We start from the raw sequence: 17,692 nt of genomic DNA on the forward strand, positions 1-17,692 counted from the left end.
GAGGTTCGAAAGGATCGCCCACCCGTTAGCCAAACTGGAGAATGATCATCATGGGAGATTAGCAAGGCCGGGCGCGCATGGGATGATACTGCAAGTACCGCGTCGTGTTCGCGCCGAAGCGCTGTCAGCGGCGTCGGATCGGGCCAGAGGGGCCAAAGGCAACGTCTGTCCACAGAACCGTGCGTACGGGTCGGTACACGGATCCTCACGCAAGGCGTATCCACCGACTCACGTCAAACGCTTCCGAGATCCCGGCCGCCAGGGCGATTTCCGCGAACTTTCATACCGAGACTGCCGGTTGGATCAGGATGTCCCATTTTGGGAGTTCCGGATTTCGCTGCAGGCGCGCCTCGATGTCCTTCATGGCCGCTTTGGACAGTGAGATCCCTTTGTCATAGACCTGACGACTCACCTCCACGACCGGATTCAGTCCCGTTGTCGCAGATCACATAAATGCACGCGGCGTAGGCATATGCCAACAGCAGCTGATCGAACAGCGCGATGGTGGTCGAGTCGGCGTTGATGGTGTCGTCGTAGCGCACCACCAGCTCCATCGACTCCAAGTCGATAGCGCCGTTAATGTTGAGGCGCTGACGCCCGCTGTTGGACCGCACCTCATGATCTTTGCCGCGCTTGATCCAGCCGCAGCCGAGGACCGGATTGTGCTGCGGATGCGCGGCATCCTCAGCTCTTCGTACTTGGCGAGAAAGGCGCGCTGGGCCTCCGGGTCGGCTTTGCCGGGAACCAGCTTGGGCTTCTTGTAGCCGAACCCGAGGCGATGCAGCAAGGCCGTCATGCCGCCGGGGGTGTAGCTGACCTTGAACTCGGCTTCGACCTACGCCGCGATGTCCTTCGCCGAAAGGTACAGGTGTTCTTGGAGATGCAGATCGAGCCGATCGAGTTGCGCGTCGCTCAACAGTACATCGCTGCCGCGATACTCGACCCTGAGCAACTCGTCCAGTCTACCGGCGCGATAGCGCTTGAAGTGAGTGCGCACCGCATTGGGGTCGACCAGCAGGGCCTCGGCAATGTCCGGCCCGCCAGCCAGAGACGAGCATGATGACGGCCTTGATGCGATCGGCCTCGCGCTGATCACGCTTGCGTCGGTGCGCCGCCCGCAACTGCGTCAGTTCGTTCGATGTGGGCGTGTAGTCGACCATGGCGACGATGATAGCCAATTTTCAGCAATTTGCGCTAGACTCCTGAGATGAAGACTCCGATGAAACCGGTATAACTTCGGGGCTCGTCGATCAGGTAGCGTCACGTATAGGGCGCCGGCGCCTTCCCAAAGGGATCAAACCCAAGGGCTTCAAACCGAGATTCGGGATCCACCTCGCTCTCGATAAGCGCCCGCAGCTGCCTGTGATCCGGACCTTCCCCTTTCAGGAGCGTGAGGTCAATCAGCATCGCGACCGCCCACGCGAGGGCCCAAGCCTCGGGCCAGTCGACGCTTCTGATTCCCGCAGCCGGCACCGAGAATACAATCGCGGTTTGTATGAATTTCCGCACTTCCGGATCCGGGAGGTTGGGACATCCGGACAGTGTCTTTCTGCCGACAAAGCGATTGAAATGACCGAATTCCACGTGCCTTGACACGATCGGATTCGGGTGGTGCTGAACCCAACGCTGAATCGCGGGGTCAGCGGGTTTTTGAAGGACAGCACAGAACTCATACACAAACTCCGCGGATGGGTACTTCGCGCCCATTTCGTATTCGTGTACGGTGTTCTTGCTGATACCGAGCGCGGCCGCCACCTCTCTGAGCGACTTGGTTCTTACCCCGAGACGGCGAGCCAGTTGCTGCTTGGCACGAAACGAGTCGGGTATCCGATCGTCAATCCCCTTCTGAAAGCAACGGTCCTTTCGTTCCACGCGTGGTTTGCGGTTCTCTCGGACCGCGTCCTCAAGCTCTTCTTCGCTTGCCGCCCGGAGTCTCTGCAGATACCGGCCGAATTCCCGCATCCCCTCGGTCGGGGCGGTTCCCGCCTCTGTAAACGCTTTTTTCATCGTCTGCTCAGTCGGATAGGCGATTCTTAACGGCAGTGTACCTGATTACAGGGACAGTCAGGAATCCGTGGCAACTTGGAAGTGTGCCGCAGCGACGACACCGCGCCCCGCCGGGGACGACGCGGTCGGGTCACAGGGCGGCACGTCAACCTGAACGAGGAAAGCCACGTGACACAGACACACCCAACCGTACCGCCGAACGCAGGGCTGCGACGACAACTCGACGCTGCGTTCGATAAGCCGCCGGACTCCGCCGGCATCCTCCAAGGCGTGCGCCCCATGCGCAGCGGCCTCGCCCACGTGCGCATCGTGCATGTCCCGTCGCGCAAGAACGGCAACCACATGATCGCCTGTGAAGGCAGTCTCGAAGAGAAGGCCGTGCTCTGCCTCGAGCTCGACCCGACCGTCGACGCCTATCGCTGCCAACCGTTCGCCATGAAGGGCCCCGAGGGAGGCAGGATGGTCCCCGATTTCGCGATCCGGCGCGGCCACAGCTACGCGGTGATCGACATCAAGCCCGAGGGGCAACTGCGGAGGCAAACAGTCGCCACGCGCATTCGGTGGGCGCGCCAGCAGCTCGCCGAAGCCGGTATCCCGCATTTCCTGTTCACCGAGCGGATCCTTGAACGTCAGCCCGCTCTGCAGATTCGCTCGCAGCTCAAAGCGGGATTGCTCGTGCCTTTGACGGCGCATCAGCGCCAACAACTCCTCGCGTGTTTTCAAGACACTCCGTTGACCGTGCGCCAATTGCGGGCCGAAGCCATCGACCGCGGCATTTCACCGTTCGCGGTTGAGCGTTTGGCGCTCCTCGAGGATCTGCGCTTCTCACTTCACACACACTGGTCCGAAATCACCCCTTTGGGAGTGCACACCCATGAATACACCTCATGCCATTTTTCAGGTTGGGGCACAGTTCGACATGCATGCTTGCCTCTATGAAGTCGCTTACGTCGGTCGCGACTCCTTGCGCCTCAACCCCGTCAAGGGCGGAATGGTGCGCTCCATGTCATTTGCGGCCGCCACGGAGGCACTCGATAGCGACGCCATCAAGATCACCTATCAGCCTTTCAATGGAAGCAGCCTATCCCGGGCCGGGCTGACCGATCCGCAAATCGCCGCACTGAATCGCAAGCTTCACTATGTCGAAGCGGTGGCCAGGCGCGCCACGCATCTTGGTTCCCAGCGTGCTATCGCACCCGTCATCAAGGAAGTCGCCACCGAGATCGGCGACGACGCGCCGCCGAAACCGTCGACGGTTGCCGCCTGGGTTCAAACATGGCGCAAGAACGGGTCCGCCGAATCGGCCTTGATGCCCAAGCCGAAACCATCTCGATGTCGATTCGAAGAGTCTTCGGCGCTCGCCACAATCATCGCCGGGTCGATCAAACGCGTCTACCTCAGCGACCAGCGCAACTCCATCAGCGCGGTCCATGCCGACGTCGCGCTTTCCGTATACGAGTTCAACGCCAACAAGCCGACCGAACGCCTCACCGTCCCCTCGGCCGAGACCGTGCGTCGACATATCAAGCGAATCGATGCCTATCAGCTTGATGCCGAGCGTTTTGGCAAGCCCTACGCCAAGCGTGTCCATCGCGCGGCGGGAATCGGATTCCACGCCACCGAGCCGTTGGAACTGACGATGGCCGACGGGCAGATGATGGACATCGTCATCGTCGAAGAAGCCCGGGACGGCCAGTTGGCCAGGGATATCGGACGGCCGTATCTAACGGTCATCCTGGACGTCTTCTCCAGGTGCATTCTGGGAGTTCACATCTCCCTGGCCCCGTTCTGCGGCGCGACATTGCTGAGAACGCTCCGGCATGCCGTGGTGCCTTATGCCGACCAGCCGCGTGGCATCCCCGACAAACTCATCGTCGACAACGGCTCGGATTATCTCGACAGCGGGTTCATCCGGGCCTGCACGCAACTCGGCATCACGCTCGAACACAGCCCTCCGTACATGCCGAACCGCAAGGCCAACGTGGAGCGCTTCTATCTCACGCTGAACGAACAACTGATCCACAAGCTGCCGGGCACAACCTTCTCGAACCCGACCGATCGCGGTGACTACCAGTCGCAAGACAAGGCGCGCATGACGCTGTCGGAGCTGCGCGCCGAGGTCGAAACGTGGATTCGCGACCACTACCACGTCACCGAGCATCGTGCACTGGTACGAACTCCGCAGGCCGTATGGGCCGAGGCGGTCGCGAACAAACCGGTGCGAACCGTCTTCGAGGACGAAGCCGAACACCTTACCCGTAGCTCCTGCGAACGCATCGTGGTCAAGGGATGTGTCCAAGTCCACGACCTGCGGTGGGGTTCGGATGCGTTGGCGACCTGGGAGAGGCGGGAGCGCGAGGAAGGGCGCAAGCCCGCCGTGGAGGTGCGACTGGACGAGCTCGATCTGTCGTTTGCCATCGTGATCCCGCCCGGGCACAAACAGCAATTCAAGGCGACGGCGCGCCGCCCCCAATACATGGAGCAATTGTCGCTCTACGAACACAATCTGCTGAAAAAGGCGCTGAAGCAGAAGGCGGCGTACGAGCGATTGATGATGCAATCCGACGCGGAACTTTATCGCCTGCGCGTCGAGTACTTTGCCGCCTTGGGTCACGCCGAAGACAAGGTCGCCGCCGCGCGCCGCGAGCGGTTGCTCGACACCCATCGGGAACGCGACACCGCGCTTCTGCAGCGCCAACTCGACAACGCCGGCCCTAAACCCGAAGAACCGGCCACCACGGCTTCGGCTGGCCCCGACGCCACGGCGGATCGCCCACCGCGTAAGCGCCCACAGCGCAAGCGCCCGGATCCGTCCCCGCAAACGCTGCCCGAGACACCGCCGAATCCGGCAGCGGGTGACGCGACCGAGCGGGAGCAGTCTCCCGATGGTCCAGCGGAACCATCGTGCCCGGACGCCCCGCCCGATGCAGTGCGCAAAACCCGCAAACCGCTCCCGCCCCGCATTGTCGCTACGAGAGAACTACGATGAATCACCAGTGCCATGTCACCCCGGAACCCACCGCGACCGAGAACGGCAGCCTGACGAAGGCGGCGACTCCCATCCTTACGCCGCAAGAAGCGGAGATCTCACGCTATCTCAGCGAAACGATCATCCGCCACAGGCTGCTCGATGAGGCATACAAAGGCGCACAGCGCGTGATCGAACGCAATAGCGTCCTCTCCGAGTTCGATCATGCGGTGATCGTCGGCGATTCGGGATGCGGCAAGACCACCCTATGCGACATCATCCAGAAGGAGTACGGCTTTCAGGAAACCGAATTCCGTCTCGGCTACCAGTTCACGAAGCCGGTCCTCATCACCTCGATCAAGAGCCCGGTTACGAATCGCTCGTTGGCGCGGAACCTCTTACGCGCCATGGGCGACGAGACGGCCCTGAACGGCACGTCGCACGTTTTGACTGAGCGGTTGATCTTCCAGATGGAACAGATCCAAACGAAGGCCATTATCCTTGATGAGAGTCATGATCTCTCTACGCTGGGCGCTAGCGGAAGAAACGGCGTCAGCAAAGAACTCGGCGCCGCATTGAACTGGATCAAGGCGTTGATCAATCGTACTAAGATCACCGTGATCCTGATGGGGTTACCGCGGACAATCGATATCATCAACTCCGACGAGCAGCTTGCGCGCCGATTCAAGTCAACATTTCATCTCAAGCCCTTTTCGCCACCCCCTGATGGCGATGATGGATTGGCGGATTTTGTCGATTTTCTGCTGAGCCATCTCATGACTGACATGGCGAAACACTTCGACCGCTTCATCGAGTTCAATGGGAATCTCGATTATGCGAACCGGCTCTATCTGGCGACCGGAGGATCGCCGGCGCGTGTCAAGACACTCGTCATGGACGCCGCCTGTCTCGCAGCGAACCTCAAGGCCCGTATCATCACCGCGGCACATTTCGAAAAAGGGTTCCGATCGAGGGCAGAGACCAACGCACGGATCAAAATGGCAGCCACGCACATCCGGGAGCAGGACGACGCGATGGATCAGGTGCGTGCAGGTAAAGCGATCAATCCATTTGCTCTCGAAACGGCGGAAGTCAATGCACTCATCGGCGCTGCGAGGGTGTGATGCCATGACCCATCGCCACCCCTTCGTTCCGCGGATTCAGCCCGGCGAGGCGCCGCTCAGCCTGCTGCGGCGGGCGGCACTCGGCAACGGTTATACATCGACGATCAGTTTCGTTCGCGACCTCGAACCATCCGTCGATGACGCCGTCACGGCCTTAGGCACCATCGCACGGCACCCCGCCCTGTTCGTCGAGATCTGTGTCCGTACCGGCATCGGCCGGGACGAGGCGGCTCGATGCGCCTATCGGCGCAGCGGCGGGGCGCGAGAAGACGACCTAATCTGGCACAACCTGCACGTCGGCGTCGGGGATCTGCAGTTCCGACATTCCAAACTGTGCCTGTCCTGCTATCTGGAAGAGGGCTTCGCGCGAGCCGAGTGGGACCATATCGCAGCCCACGCCTGCGCCCGGCACAGGGTGCTGCTCGGGACAGCGTGTCCGGTGTGTTCGACCCCTTGGAGTCCCGCCGGGGATCCGCTGGGTTGCGGATGCGCGCCGTCGGGAATGGTCTCCCGCCAGAGCACCTGCACCACTGAGGAGGCATCACTCATGGCGCATCTCATCACGCATGCTGACCAGGCAGGGCTCGATCTGCTGACCGCCCTGCACCGCACGGTCATCGGCTGGCGCGATCTGGGTGTCGTGGTGTCGCATCGGATGGTCGTCGCCATCCTGACGCGGCTCTTCGCCGGTGCGGGTTTTGCCGCCGGGTATCTGGATCAACCTGACCGGGGGGTAGCTCTGCATCCTCGGATCGCGCTCGCACCCCTGCTCGCCGGTGCGTCAGATAGAGCCCGGCAGCACGCACAGAACCTGCTTGCTGTTGGGATGCCGGCGATCCGCGCATGCATCAGCGCCGATCTGACGTGGCCGGCCGCGCTGGCGATGGCCGGTCTCGGGATCGGCCGGATGGCCTTCGGCACATTGGTGCGCGACGGCCACCTCAGCATCACGGATGACAACCGCGTGCCGGTCGTTCAGGTGAATGCGTTACTCAATCGCGTGACGGACCAGCTGCCGTCCCATCCGCACCACCCGCTTCAAGCCCTGCGCGAAGGGCCCATCGGAACATCACTGGCTGGTGCACTTGCCGGGCAGCCCGCCATGGCCAAGGCGTCGAACGAACCGGGTTCCGATTCGCCACCCGGTCCGGCGGCGTACACGATATCGACGGCGGCCCGGCACCTCGGCACCAATAGCGAATCGTTACGGGGCCTTATTCATGCAGGACTGCTTCCCGCCAGCCAGGGTGCATCAGGCAGCGCGGTCACCTGGGTCATCACTGCTGAGCAGCTGTTCGCGTTCGAGCGTGAATTTGTGTTCGGTTCAGCCCTCGCCGCCGCGATCGGCGCGTCCGCCACGACCTTCTCCAGTCGCCTGCGCTCTCACGGAGTCAGACCCGCCAGTGGGCCTGGAATCGATTCCGGCGTGACGTTCGTCTTCCATCGGGGCGATGTTGAAGGGATCGACTTAGTCGAGGTCGCCACGACCCCATACCGCTCGCCTGCTGGACGCAAGCGCTTGGCCGATCTGCCTTCTGCGGAAGCGATCCTGTCGACACGCGACTGCGCCCGAGCACTCGGCATCCCGGTCCGGCTGGTGCGCAGCGTCGTCGACGAGGGCTGGTTGTCACCACGCGATTCGGATGCCCGCTACCTGACATTCAACGCCGATGCTGTCTACACGCTCGCCGATCGGATCCGTGGGCACTTTCGCACCGCCGCCACCATGGCACGATCCCTCGGCCAATCCGATCGAGAGTTCCGGGCGACTTGGCTCGATACCGGTCATGTCTGCGCACAGCGTTACGCAGGGTCGGTCATCGTGACGGTAGAGGATGCGAAGAAGATCGAGTCCCTGTGGGCCACATCGTGCACGAGCAGCACGATCGGTCGCGCCATCGGACGTGAGCGTTGGCTGTGCGCCAACTTGCGCAAACTGGATCTGCTCACGCCCCATCTCACGCTCGGCTCGGGTGCCGGCAAGGTCCACCTCTACCGTCGCGACGACCCGGCCTTTGCCGCGTTCCGGCTTCTCCGAACCTGATTCGATCGACTCTTCCGTAAGACGTCGGGGCGCCAGCCTCCTTTCGACCGGCCCCGACCTCCGTTCGCCCTCCGACAGTCCGTCCCCTCCAACGCGTCTCTGCGTGACGCGCACCCCACGTGTCGTGACTCGACACCACTGCTCGTCCGAGTGATCCGATCTGCGCGCACCGGCGGCTTCGCGCCGCCTGCACAAATCCAGGAATAACCGACTGCCGTCGCCTGACCAATCCAGGAATAACTCCCTGCCGTCGTCTGACAAATCTGGAAATAGCTGACTGCCGCTGCCCGACAAATCTGCGGATAGCAGACAGGTCGGTGTCAGCATCAACCGGGCAGCAAATCCAGGTATAGCCCCCTGATTTGGCGTCAAATCTTGGCATAGGTCGCGAACGAGTCTGAATCTCCGTGTGCAGTTTTCTGTTATCCTATTGTTTTTGATAACAACACAATCTGGCGATTCCAGTGTGCCTACGATGGATGGGAGAGTGAATTCCGTTCATTCGCCGACATCATGCGGCCAATGTTCGACGAACTCCGGGCGCTCAACGCGCACAAGCCGATCGTCGTGTTCGAGATGTCCAGCGCCGTGGAGGGCGGGGACAAGGACGCGTGGATCAGGGCGGCCGTTGGCGACATGATGGCGTGGGGGATTGCTGGGTTTGCTTGGTTTGAGGTTGATAAAGAAACCGATTGGCGACTTGCGACTGGTGTTGATGTGGATTTGACTGAGTGGTTGCGTGGACGGCTGCAGGGGCACGCTCAAACCCTGATTGAATCAGTCGACTGAGACGATGTGCAGAATAAGCATGACGTTCTAGTGAGATCCATACCCGTGTCCAAGATCACCCACAAACCAAGGCCTATTCATCGCTTCCCCAGACTCTAATGAACCTCGAACCGTTCGAGTCTGCCTTCCTCCGGTTTGTCTTCGCACCATGGGGACAAGCATCGCGTTACGCGCATCAATTTTTACTCGACTCGGTGAGGATTCGTTCGGTCGTTGCTAGGGCATAGGGCTGAAGGTTGGCATCGAGGAGTGCGGTCGGATGGATCAAGACGCGTAGATGCCGCCCGTCGGCTGTCAGGCGTTTGGTCATGAATGGCTCCACGCGTTCGTGGTTGCGCATCCGCGCGATCATGGCGCGATGGACGGCTAGGGCATCCTCGGGCATCAAGTCTTCACTGCGGCTCGCCAGGGCCGCGGGCTCCAGATAGCCATAGCTGCGCTCCGCAGCCGGATTCCAGGCCAGGATGCGCCCGTCGAACCCGTGGACCGTCATGGCATCGTCGGCGTCCCTCACGAGCGCCGCCAGCCGCTGCTCTTGTTCAAGGGCCTTGGAGAGTCGTTGTGAATCCTTAAGCACATCCACGTCGATGAAGGCGATCACCACGCCGTCGATCCGGTTCTCCAACGATTTGTAGGGACGGATTCGCACCGAATACCAGTGCCCCTCGCGATCCTGGAGCTCGAATTCCTGCACCGAGACCTGATCGATGACGGCATGGACCCGTTCCTCCAGATCCGGAATCTCAAGGTTGGGTTTGATGTTGCCGATCGGGCGACCAAGATCGCCGGCGATCAGGTTCAAGAGCCGTTGCGCCTGAGGCGTAAACTGGCGAATACACAGATCTGGACCCAAGATGAGGATCGGCAGATTGACACTCGCCAAGAGGTTAGTCAGGTCACTGTTGGCCTCGCCGAGATCCTGATTTCGATTCTCCAACTCGTCGTTGACGGTCGCGAGCTCCTCGTTGGTGGACTGGAGTTCTTCCTTGGCCGTTTCCAGCTCCTCGTTGGTGCTTTGCAACTCCTCGTTAGCCGATTGGATCTCCTCGTTGGCCGCCTTGAGTTCCTCGTTGATCCGTTCCTGCTCGCCGATGATTGACTGGAGATACTCACGCGTCGAGGTCAGCTCCCGATTCAGGGCGCTGATCCGCGCATCCGCCGCGGTATCACCGGTCTCCCCGATGCCCGCCGCTGCGTGATCGACCTCGCCAACGGGCTGCTCCTCGAAGAGGATCAACATCCGCCCCGACGTGCTCGCATCTGGATCCATCGGCAGGACCCGAATCCCGACCCAGGTCTCCTCCCCATCGTGCCGGAGCCAGACACGCTCTTGACGGACTGCCTCGCCGGTGGCTAGCGTTTTTTGGATGCCGACCCGCAACTCGAATGCCAACTCAGGGCGGGCTAGCTTGAGTAGATTCAGGGTCGCCGCACCTGGTAGCGGATTGAGATAGGGACCGGTTTCACCGCGAAAATGCAGCACCTCCAGGTCGCTCGAGATCACGACACCCGCCGGGCTGTAGTGTTTGAGGATCAAGCGATCAGTGGCCTCACCGAGATCGGCGGGCCCTCGTGTCGCGCGGGTACGGCGGACCATCGAATCCTCGTCCGCCGCGGCGAAGACGGGTGGCATGAAACCATGATCGAGTCTGGGGGCGTTGGACTTCTTGAGATAGATCTTGCCCTTTGCATCGACCAGCGCAAACAGCTCGGCTTGGGCGCCGATCGACTCCGAGGCACCGAGCATCAGGAATCGATTGGCATCCAGAGCATAGTGAAAGGTCTGCAAAGCGCGCTTCTGTAGGGGCAGGCCCAGATAGATCATCAGATTGCGACAGGAGACCAAATCCAGTCTGGAGAACGGGGGATCCTTGACGAGATTCTGGACCGCAAACACGCACAGATCCCGGATGCCTTTGGTGATCTGATAACCGCCCGCAACCTTGACGAAGAAGCGTCGCAGCCGTGCTGGGGAGAGTTGTGTGACAATCTCGTCGCCGAACAGGCCGGTGCGGGCCTTATCGATCGCATGAACGTCGATATCGGTGCCAAAGATCTGGATGGTAGTCCCGTGAGCACGTTCACCCAGATATTCAATGATCAGGATGGCTAAGGAATACGCCTCCTCGCCACTCGCGCAACCCGGCACCCAAACACGCACCCTTCGCCTAGCGCTGAACTCTCCGCCCGAATCCGAACTCAGGCGATCGAAGATGATGGGAAAGACCTGTTCGCGCAAGGTCTCGAAGGCGTCCGGCTCGCGAAAAAAACCGGTGACATTGATCAGCAGGTCATCGAACAGGCGACTGACCTCCGTCGGCTGTGTTTGCAGGTAATGCACATAATCCGAGACGCGATCGAGCTTGTGCACCGCCATGCGGCGTTTGATGCGGCGCAAAATGGTAGTACGCTTGTACAAGGTGAAGTCGTTGCCGGTGCGCGCCCGCAAGATCATGAAGATCTTGCTCAGCTCACTCTCGTTGGCGAACAGCTCATCCGCGCTGTCGTACCCCGGTTGATGTAGATAAGGGTGATGTACGATCCGCACGAGTTCGGTCGCGATCTCGCCGGGGGACAAGACGAAATCCACACAGCCCGCGGCGATCGCGCTGCCGGGCATGCCGAAGTGCTCGGCGCTCGCCTCGTCCTGCGCGAAGGTGATCCCCCCGGCGGCCTTGATCGCCGCGAGCCCCTGCGTGCCATCGGACGCGGTTCCCGATAAGACGACGCCGATCGCTTGTGCCCCGACGTCCTTCGCCAAGGCCTTGAAGAAATAGTCCACCGGAAGGTGCAGGCCGCGCTCCTCCTGACGTTCGAGCAGGAGCAGGCGGCGGTGATGCACGCCGAGGGTGCAATTCGGCGGAATCACATAGACATGGTCGCGTTCGACGGTGAGACCGTCCACGACATCGAGCACCGGCATGCGGGTCGCGCCCGCAAGCAGGGTCGCCAACAGGCTCGTGTGATCGGGGTCGAGATGCTGCACGAGGACATAGGCCAAACCAGCATCTGGGGGGAGGCGGCCGAGCAGACGACGGAAGGCATCGAGGCCCCCAGCCGAGGCGCCGATGCCAACGATCGGGCATCCGGGGTCGGCGACCGTGATCGGGGAGTCTTCTGTCACCCCGAGTAGGGCACATGTCTCTGACGCCTTCGACTCGGCCTCGCGCGCGGACTCAGACGCGCACTGAGGCGCGGATCGCTCCTGCTTCGGCGCGGTCGAGCTCATGGGCGGATCCGCGACGGGGCGACGCGACCCCAGCGCATCCGGACCGCTGTCTTGCCCCAATGGTCCATTGATCCGAATCGCCTCATCATCCAATCCACGCGGATCAGTATTCATCACCAGCTCCCCAAGCCCTGATCGATGATCAACGCATTGTCCGGGCCACCCTGTCAAGGCCCAGAACCAGCAGCCTTCGCCCATGTCACTCTGCGTAGCAATACGGAGAGGGTCGAGGGCTTTCGCGAATCACAAAATGTCGCGAATGATTCTATTGTGAGGGTATGAATCGCTTTGGCTGGGGCACGTTAAATCCGCGTGATCTCTTCTGCGCTCCGCGGGGTTGATCCGAATATTCGTCGCCGCGGCTGATCGCGACCATCATTCGAGACTTCTCCAAGTCAGAGCACGCTCGGACAACGGAGGTTTGCAGTGCCACGAAGATCCGACATCGACGTCGACAACGCTGTTCCAAGCGATGAGAAAGGGCCGCCGGGACCCTCCCATCTGTGCGGGGACGATGAGGTGCGTCGGATCATGCAGGATCTGCGTATTCATCAGATCGAGCTGGACCAGCAAAACCGCGAGCTGCGCGAGGCTCAACACGCGCTGGAGATCTCGCGTGACCGCTATGCCCATCTCTATGACTGGGCGCCGGTCGGTTACTGCACCCTCGATCATAGTGGCCTCATCCGCGAGATCAATCTCACCGCGGCATCGCTGTTTGGCGTGGAGCGCACGCGCCTCCTAGGCAGCCCACTGCGGAGCCATCTCGACCGCGGCCAGGGACCCGCGCTGCGCAAGCACCTCGAGCGCGTTCGTCGCACCGGCCAGCGCCAGACCCTGATCGCACACCTGACGAGCGCACAGGATGGTCAAACGTTCGAGCTGCGCCTGGACAGCGAACCGGCCGTCGCCGACGACGGCACGCCGGTTTGTCTCACCGTTTTGCTGGATACGACTGAGCAGCGGCGTCTGCTCGATCAACTCAAAGCGCGTGAGCAGGAGCTTTCATTCCTGGCGCTGCATGATTCACTTACGGGGTTGCCGAATCGATCACTCTTCGAGGATCGGCTCAAGCAGGCCATCGCGGATGCCCGACGGGACCAGCATCGGGTCGCGGTCTTCTTTGTCGACCTGGATCGGTTCAAGTCCCTGAATGACCGTTTCGGTCATGCCTTCGGCGACCGTATTCTCAAGTTAGTGGCCAAACGATTGTGCGAGCGTGTTCGTCAACGCGACAGTGTCGCCCGTATTGGCGGCGACGAGTTCCTGATGCTGTTTGCTCCACTGCAGACGATGGATGCCGCCGGTCTGATTGGCCAGAAACTGATCGATGCCATGTCGCAGCCTTTCACCGGGTTACATGGCGCGGTCCAGCTTTCAGTGAGTATCGGCATCAGTATGTATCCTGATGACGGTGTCGATGCGGTGGATCTGATCCGCCATGCTGATGCCGCCATGTATATCGCTAAAGGAGAGGGCCGGAGCACCTTCAGATTCTACCGCAACGAGATGACCAAGCTGGCGTACGAGCGGGTGCGTCTGCTGGCCTGCCTGCACAAGGCGGTGGTCAACGGCGAATTGGTGCTGTTGTTCCAACCGCAGCTCGCTTTGGATTCTCGGCGAATTCTTGGGGTCGAGGCCTTGGTCCGGTGGGAGCATCCTCTGTTAGGGCTTCTGCCCCCGGAGCGCTTTCTTCCACTTGCGGAGGAGACCGGACTGATCGGAGACATTGATCGCTGGGTCCTCCGTGCCGCCTGTACCCAACGCAAGCGTTGGCAGGCGGCAGGGCTCGACGAAATGGTTGTCTTGAAGGTCAATCTGTCCCAACGGCAGCTGGAGCAGCCGGGTTTCGTCGAGAGCCTCGATGCCTTGCTCCGCGAACTGGACCTCGATCCCCAACTCTTATGCCTAGAGTTGAAGGAACAAGTCTTCATGGCTGCCTCGTCTGCGACCATGGCGACCTTGCATCGGCTCAAAGCACTCGATGTTGGGCTGTCAATCGATCAATTCGGGGGAGTGTCATCCGCGTTTGGCGAGGTTCGTCGTCTGCCGATCAGTGAACTCAAGATCGATAAATCCGTGATCGACGGTCTCGTTGAAGGCGGTGATGATGCTGCGATCGCCAAGGCCATTTTGGCCTTCGGCATGAGTCTGGGGATGCGTGTGGTAGCGTTAGGGGTTGAGACCGAGGGCCAAGCGCAATTGCTGCGGCAAGCCGGGTTCACGAGCGCTCAAGGCGATCTCTATGCAGCACCGGTCGATACGGAGCAACTGATGGCGTTCGTGAAATCCTGGACCTGAGATGCTGAGCTGTCATCAGAACCTTGGATTGATGTCGAGTGACCGAGGCTATCTTCCCGGATGGCTCCACCGACGCCTCATCGCCATCCGCAAGCGAATGAGGGTGACCCTGACATCCGCTTGGGTGGCAAGATGACGACATTTGAAGAGGACAGCAACGAGCGGCTGGGGCATCTGATGGAGCGACTCGGCGAAGAGGGCAACGGTTCCGACGAGCTCGCGCAACTCGTGCATGATCTGCTGGTGCATCAAATCGAGCTGGAGCAGCAGAATCGCGAGCTGGTGGCGTTGCACACTGTGCTCGAAGAGTCTCGCGAGCGTTACGCGGATCTCTATGATTTTGCCCCCGTCGGCTATCTGACACTGGATCATAAAGGGGGCATTCTCGGCATCAATTTGACTGGTGCCGCGCTGCTCGGCATCCCACGGGAACGGATCATCGGCCATGCGCTCGAGCGGTTCGTGGCGCGAGGAGATCGCAGGACGGTCGCGGCACAACTGGCTCAAACCCTGGACACGCAGCAGCGCCAAGTCGGGGAGTTGTGCCCGGTGCCGGGTCGACTGACACCGACCGCGGTGGATCGCGTCCTGATGCTGGAGAGCGTCGCCGAGAGCCGCGCGGGGGCAGTGCAGATCCGCGCGATCCTGACCGATATCACCGAACGCAAGATCATCGAGCGCGAGCGCATCCAACGTGCCGTCGACGCGGCTGCCGCACGGTCCCGGGAGCGACTGGTCTCCGGCCTGGAGCGTCTCTCGGCGGTCACGTCGTCAGCCTTCAGTGCGGAGAGCGTCATGGATGAGATGCTGCGGATCGTCCGGGAACAACTACAGACGGAACGTGCCTGGCTTCTTCACCCATGCGAACCGAGCGCGCTCGGAGTCGCGATCATCGCCGCGGTTACTGTTCCTGATTGGCCCGGTCTCCCGTTGCGCAATCGAACGATCCCCTGGGATCCGCCTCTAAAGGCGCTGCTTCGCGCTGCCCGTGACGCGCCCGAAAGCGTGATCGAACAGCAGGTCATCGCACCGACCGCGCTGCACGGGGGAATCGCACCCTGCTGGAGTATGGTCGCCCCCCTGCGAGCAGGGGAGCGCGACACCTATCTCCTTGGTGTGGACCAGAGGCACGTGGAGCACGGCTGGAACGATGATGACCGTGCTCTGCTGCGGTCCTTTGCCGAACGCATCGGCCAGATCATCGAGACGCTCGGCGTGCGGAGGGCGCTGTCCGAGAGTGAGGAGCGATTCCGCGCCACCTTCGAGCAGGCAGCAGTTGGTCTGGCCCATATTGACGCACAGGGAGTCTTTCTGAGGGTCAATCACAAGCTCTGCGGCATCATGGGGTACCGGGAGCACGAACTGCTCGCGCTCAGCTACGACGCGCTGACCCATCCGGAGGACCGCGCCGCCGTGTCGCGCTTCGTTGAGAAGATTCGTTCAGGGCTCGGTACCAAACCCCACATCGAGCACCGGGTCCTCACGAAACAGGGGAAGACGATTTGGTGCAATCTCACCACGGCGGCGCTCCGAGACGGTGACGGCCGCTTCAAATACGACATCTCAGTGATCGAAGACATTAGTGCACGCAAGTCCCTTGAGGAACGCGAGCACACCCACCGCGCCGCACTGGCGCGTGTCGGGCGCCTCACGACCCTGGGTGCGATGGCCAGCGGGATCGCTCATGAGGTCAGTCAGCCGCTGATGGCGATCGGCACCTATGCCGGCGGAGCGATCGAGCGGCTCAACGCTGCTGCGTCGGACCAAGGTGACATCCGCACCGCGCTATACGCGATCGCCAGAATCGCCGAGCGGGCCGGCGGGGTCATTGAACGGATGCGCGCTTTTTCCCGGAAGACCTCCTCGACGTCCGCGTCGCTCGATCTGTGTGAGGTTGTTCAGGGGGCCGTCCAGATGGTTGCAGCCGAGACCAAACTGCAAGGGGCCAGAATCGAGGCATCCTGTCCGCCCCACCTGCCGCGGGTCCAGGGTGATCTCGTGCAGTTGGAGCAGGTCCTGATCAACTTACTCCTCAATGGTTTAGAATCCATGGAGCAGGTTCCCACAGCCCAACGTTGTCTGTCGGTCGATGTTGATGTCGAGGTTGGCATCGAAAGGAGCGACGGCGAAGTGGATGATCAGATCAGGCTTATTGTCGGTGACCGTGGCCAGGGTCTGCTTACCGCCAACCAGAGTAAACTGTTCGATCCTTTCTACACCACCAAGGATGACGGTACCGGGCTCGGACTCTCCATCAGCCGAACCATCATCGAGGCGCACGGCGGAACCATCTGGGCTCAACCGCGTCCAGGCGGCGGCGCCCTGTTCGGTTTTCGTCTCCCCATCCAGCGCGACGGTGGATCCACATGAATAAGAACCCCACGATCTTCGTCATCGACGACGACGACGATGTTCGCCAATCACTGCGCTGGCTCTTCGAGTCGGTCAAACTCCGGGTCGAGGATTTCTCATCGGCCGGGGATTTTCTCGCGCACGTTGAGGTTGACCGACCCGGCTGCGTCATCCTGGATGTGCGCATGCCCGAGATGGACGGTCTGGAGCTGCTGCAAGCGCTTCAGGCCCGGCTCATCGGTTTGCCGGTCATCATGATCAGTGGGCACGGTGACGTGCCGATGGCCGTGCGGGCGATGCAAATGGGTGCGATCGATTTTCTTCAGAAGCCGGTCAATCACCAGCATCTCCTTGAGCGGACGCGCTTCGCACTTGCGGAGGATCGGCGTTTCCGCGAAGAATTCGGAGACCCGTTGGAGATGTCCGCTCGCTTCGAGTTATTAACGCCTAAGGAGCGCACCGTCCTGGATAAGATGGTGCACGGTCATGCCAATAAGGTGATCGCGCGAGACCTGGGTGTAAGTATTCGCACGATCGAAACACATCGCGCCAACCTGCTGCGGAAACTCGGCGTTCAATCGGTGGCGGATCTGGTGCGTTTGACCATCCCACTCAGACAACAGCGATAGCTCCCTTGCGTGAGTGGACCGCCATTCACGATCCCACGGTGTTTCGCTCGGACGTTTGAGCATTGCGTGCCAGACTGACGCTGGCACAACGCCTACGCGCAGTCCGAAAGAGAACCGGCCGTCCTGTCTCGATACCTTCACTCATTTCCGTCATTCATTCTGGGGATGTCCGGAAGTCGTTCCGTGATTGTACGTCATCATCGCGAATGTTCACGCAGGAATCTGCGGTGCCGACCTCGTTCTGACTGA

Annotated in this window: 13 protein-coding genes; 8 read left to right on the plus strand and 5 right to left on the minus strand. The window is 61.1% G+C overall.

The features are described from left to right. Window positions 1–280: 280 nt before the first annotated feature. From CKO25_RS21990 to CKO25_RS15955, 4 genes are all read right to left on the minus strand, one after another. On the minus strand, window positions 281–418 hold the full coding sequence (locus CKO25_RS21990; RefSeq protein ID WP_200388942.1) for a hypothetical protein: 138 nt from the start codon (window positions 416–418) through the stop codon (window positions 281–283). Beyond that, window positions 393–554: a hypothetical protein gene (locus tag CKO25_RS21280; RefSeq protein WP_242467670.1), complete on the minus strand. Its 162-nt coding sequence runs from the start codon at window positions 552–554 to the stop codon at window positions 393–395. The genes CKO25_RS21990 and CKO25_RS21280 overlap by 26 nt, the downstream gene beginning before the upstream one ends. Window positions 555–835: 281 nt before the next feature. Next, a complete protein-coding gene (locus CKO25_RS21290) occupies window positions 836–1,096 on the minus strand; it encodes a hypothetical protein (RefSeq protein WP_242467662.1) in 261 nt (86 codons plus the stop codon). Window positions 1,097–1,260: 164 nt separating this feature from the next. Continuing rightward, window positions 1,261–2,007, minus strand: a complete 747-nt coding sequence (locus CKO25_RS15955; protein ID WP_200388943.1) for a helix-turn-helix domain-containing protein — start codon at window positions 2,005–2,007, stop codon at window positions 1,261–1,263. A 279-nt stretch (window positions 2,008–2,286) separates the two neighbouring features. Between CKO25_RS15955 and CKO25_RS15960 the strand changes: the two genes are divergently transcribed. The 5 genes from CKO25_RS15960 (at window position 2,287) to CKO25_RS15980 (ending at window position 8,932) form a co-directional block, all read left to right on the plus strand. Continuing rightward, the gene (locus CKO25_RS15960) at window positions 2,287–2,946 is read left to right on the plus strand and encodes a TnsA endonuclease N-terminal domain-containing protein (RefSeq protein ID WP_200388944.1); all 660 of its coding nucleotides are present in this window, start codon (window positions 2,287–2,289) and stop codon (window positions 2,944–2,946) included. A gap of 25 nt (window positions 2,947–2,971) precedes the next feature. Continuing rightward, on the plus strand, window positions 2,972–4,996 hold the full coding sequence (locus CKO25_RS15965; RefSeq protein ID WP_200388945.1) for a TnsB C-terminal domain-containing protein: 2,025 nt from the start codon (window positions 2,972–2,974) through the stop codon (window positions 4,994–4,996). Beyond that, window positions 4,993–6,099 (plus strand): TniB family NTP-binding protein, encoded by a 1,107-nt coding sequence (locus tag CKO25_RS15970; protein WP_200388946.1) that lies wholly within the window; start codon window positions 4,993–4,995, stop codon window positions 6,097–6,099. The genes CKO25_RS15965 and CKO25_RS15970 overlap by 4 nt, the downstream gene beginning before the upstream one ends. Window positions 6,100–6,103: 4 nt before the next feature. After that, window positions 6,104–8,143: a TniQ family protein gene (locus CKO25_RS15975; RefSeq protein WP_200388947.1), complete on the plus strand. Its 2,040-nt coding sequence runs from the start codon at window positions 6,104–6,106 to the stop codon at window positions 8,141–8,143. A 522-nt stretch (window positions 8,144–8,665) separates the two neighbouring features. Beyond that, a complete protein-coding gene (locus CKO25_RS15980) occupies window positions 8,666–8,932 on the plus strand; it encodes a hypothetical protein (protein ID WP_200388948.1) in 267 nt (88 codons plus the stop codon). 175 nt (window positions 8,933–9,107) lie between these two features. On the opposite strand, the gene CKO25_RS15985 is transcribed toward CKO25_RS15980, so the two are convergent. Further along, the gene (locus CKO25_RS15985) at window positions 9,108–12,275 is read right to left on the minus strand and encodes a chemotaxis protein CheB (RefSeq protein WP_242467663.1); all 3,168 of its coding nucleotides are present in this window, start codon (window positions 12,273–12,275) and stop codon (window positions 9,108–9,110) included. Window positions 12,276–12,587: 312 nt separating this feature from the next. On the opposite strand from CKO25_RS15985, the gene CKO25_RS15990 reads away from it, so the two are divergent. From CKO25_RS15990 to CKO25_RS16000, 3 genes are all read left to right on the plus strand, one after another. Continuing rightward, window positions 12,588–14,462, plus strand: coding sequence for an EAL domain-containing protein (locus CKO25_RS15990; RefSeq protein ID WP_200388949.1), 1,875 nt, complete (start codon window positions 12,588–12,590; stop codon window positions 14,460–14,462). Window positions 14,463–14,594: 132 nt separating this feature from the next. Beyond that, entirely contained in the window at window positions 14,595–16,832 is a 2,238-nt protein-coding gene (locus tag CKO25_RS15995; protein WP_200388950.1) for a PAS domain S-box protein, read from the plus strand. Then, on the plus strand, window positions 16,829–17,443 hold the full coding sequence (locus tag CKO25_RS16000; RefSeq protein ID WP_200388951.1) for a response regulator transcription factor: 615 nt from the start codon (window positions 16,829–16,831) through the stop codon (window positions 17,441–17,443). The genes CKO25_RS15995 and CKO25_RS16000 overlap by 4 nt, the downstream gene beginning before the upstream one ends. Window positions 17,444–17,692: the final 249 nt, after the last annotated feature.

The sequence above is a fragment of the Thiocapsa imhoffii genome (assembly GCF_016583985.1).
Classification (GTDB): Bacteria; Pseudomonadota; Gammaproteobacteria; order Chromatiales; family Chromatiaceae; genus Thiocapsa; species Thiocapsa imhoffii.

Coding starts and splice junctions, on each gene's coding strand:
- CKO25_RS21280 (WP_242467670.1), bottom strand. CDS start 554: ATGGAGCTGGTGGTGCGCTACGACGACACCATCAACGCCGACTCGACC.
- CKO25_RS15955 (WP_200388943.1), bottom strand. CDS start 2,007: ATGAAAAAAGCGTTTACAGAGGCGGGAACCGCCCCGACCGAGGGGATG.
- CKO25_RS15960 (WP_200388944.1), top strand. CDS start 2,287: ATGCGCAGCGGCCTCGCCCACGTGCGCATCGTGCATGTCCCGTCGCGC.
- CKO25_RS15970 (WP_200388946.1), top strand. CDS start 4,993: ATGAATCACCAGTGCCATGTCACCCCGGAACCCACCGCGACCGAGAAC.
- CKO25_RS15975 (WP_200388947.1), top strand. CDS start 6,104: ATGACCCATCGCCACCCCTTCGTTCCGCGGATTCAGCCCGGCGAGGCG.
- CKO25_RS15980 (WP_200388948.1), top strand. CDS start 8,666: ATGTTCGACGAACTCCGGGCGCTCAACGCGCACAAGCCGATCGTCGTG.
- CKO25_RS15985 (WP_242467663.1), bottom strand. CDS start 12,275: ATGAATACTGATCCGCGTGGATTGGATGATGAGGCGATTCGGATCAAT.
- CKO25_RS15995 (WP_200388950.1), top strand. CDS start 14,595: ATGACGACATTTGAAGAGGACAGCAACGAGCGGCTGGGGCATCTGATG.
- CKO25_RS16000 (WP_200388951.1), top strand. CDS start 16,829: ATGAATAAGAACCCCACGATCTTCGTCATCGACGACGACGACGATGTT.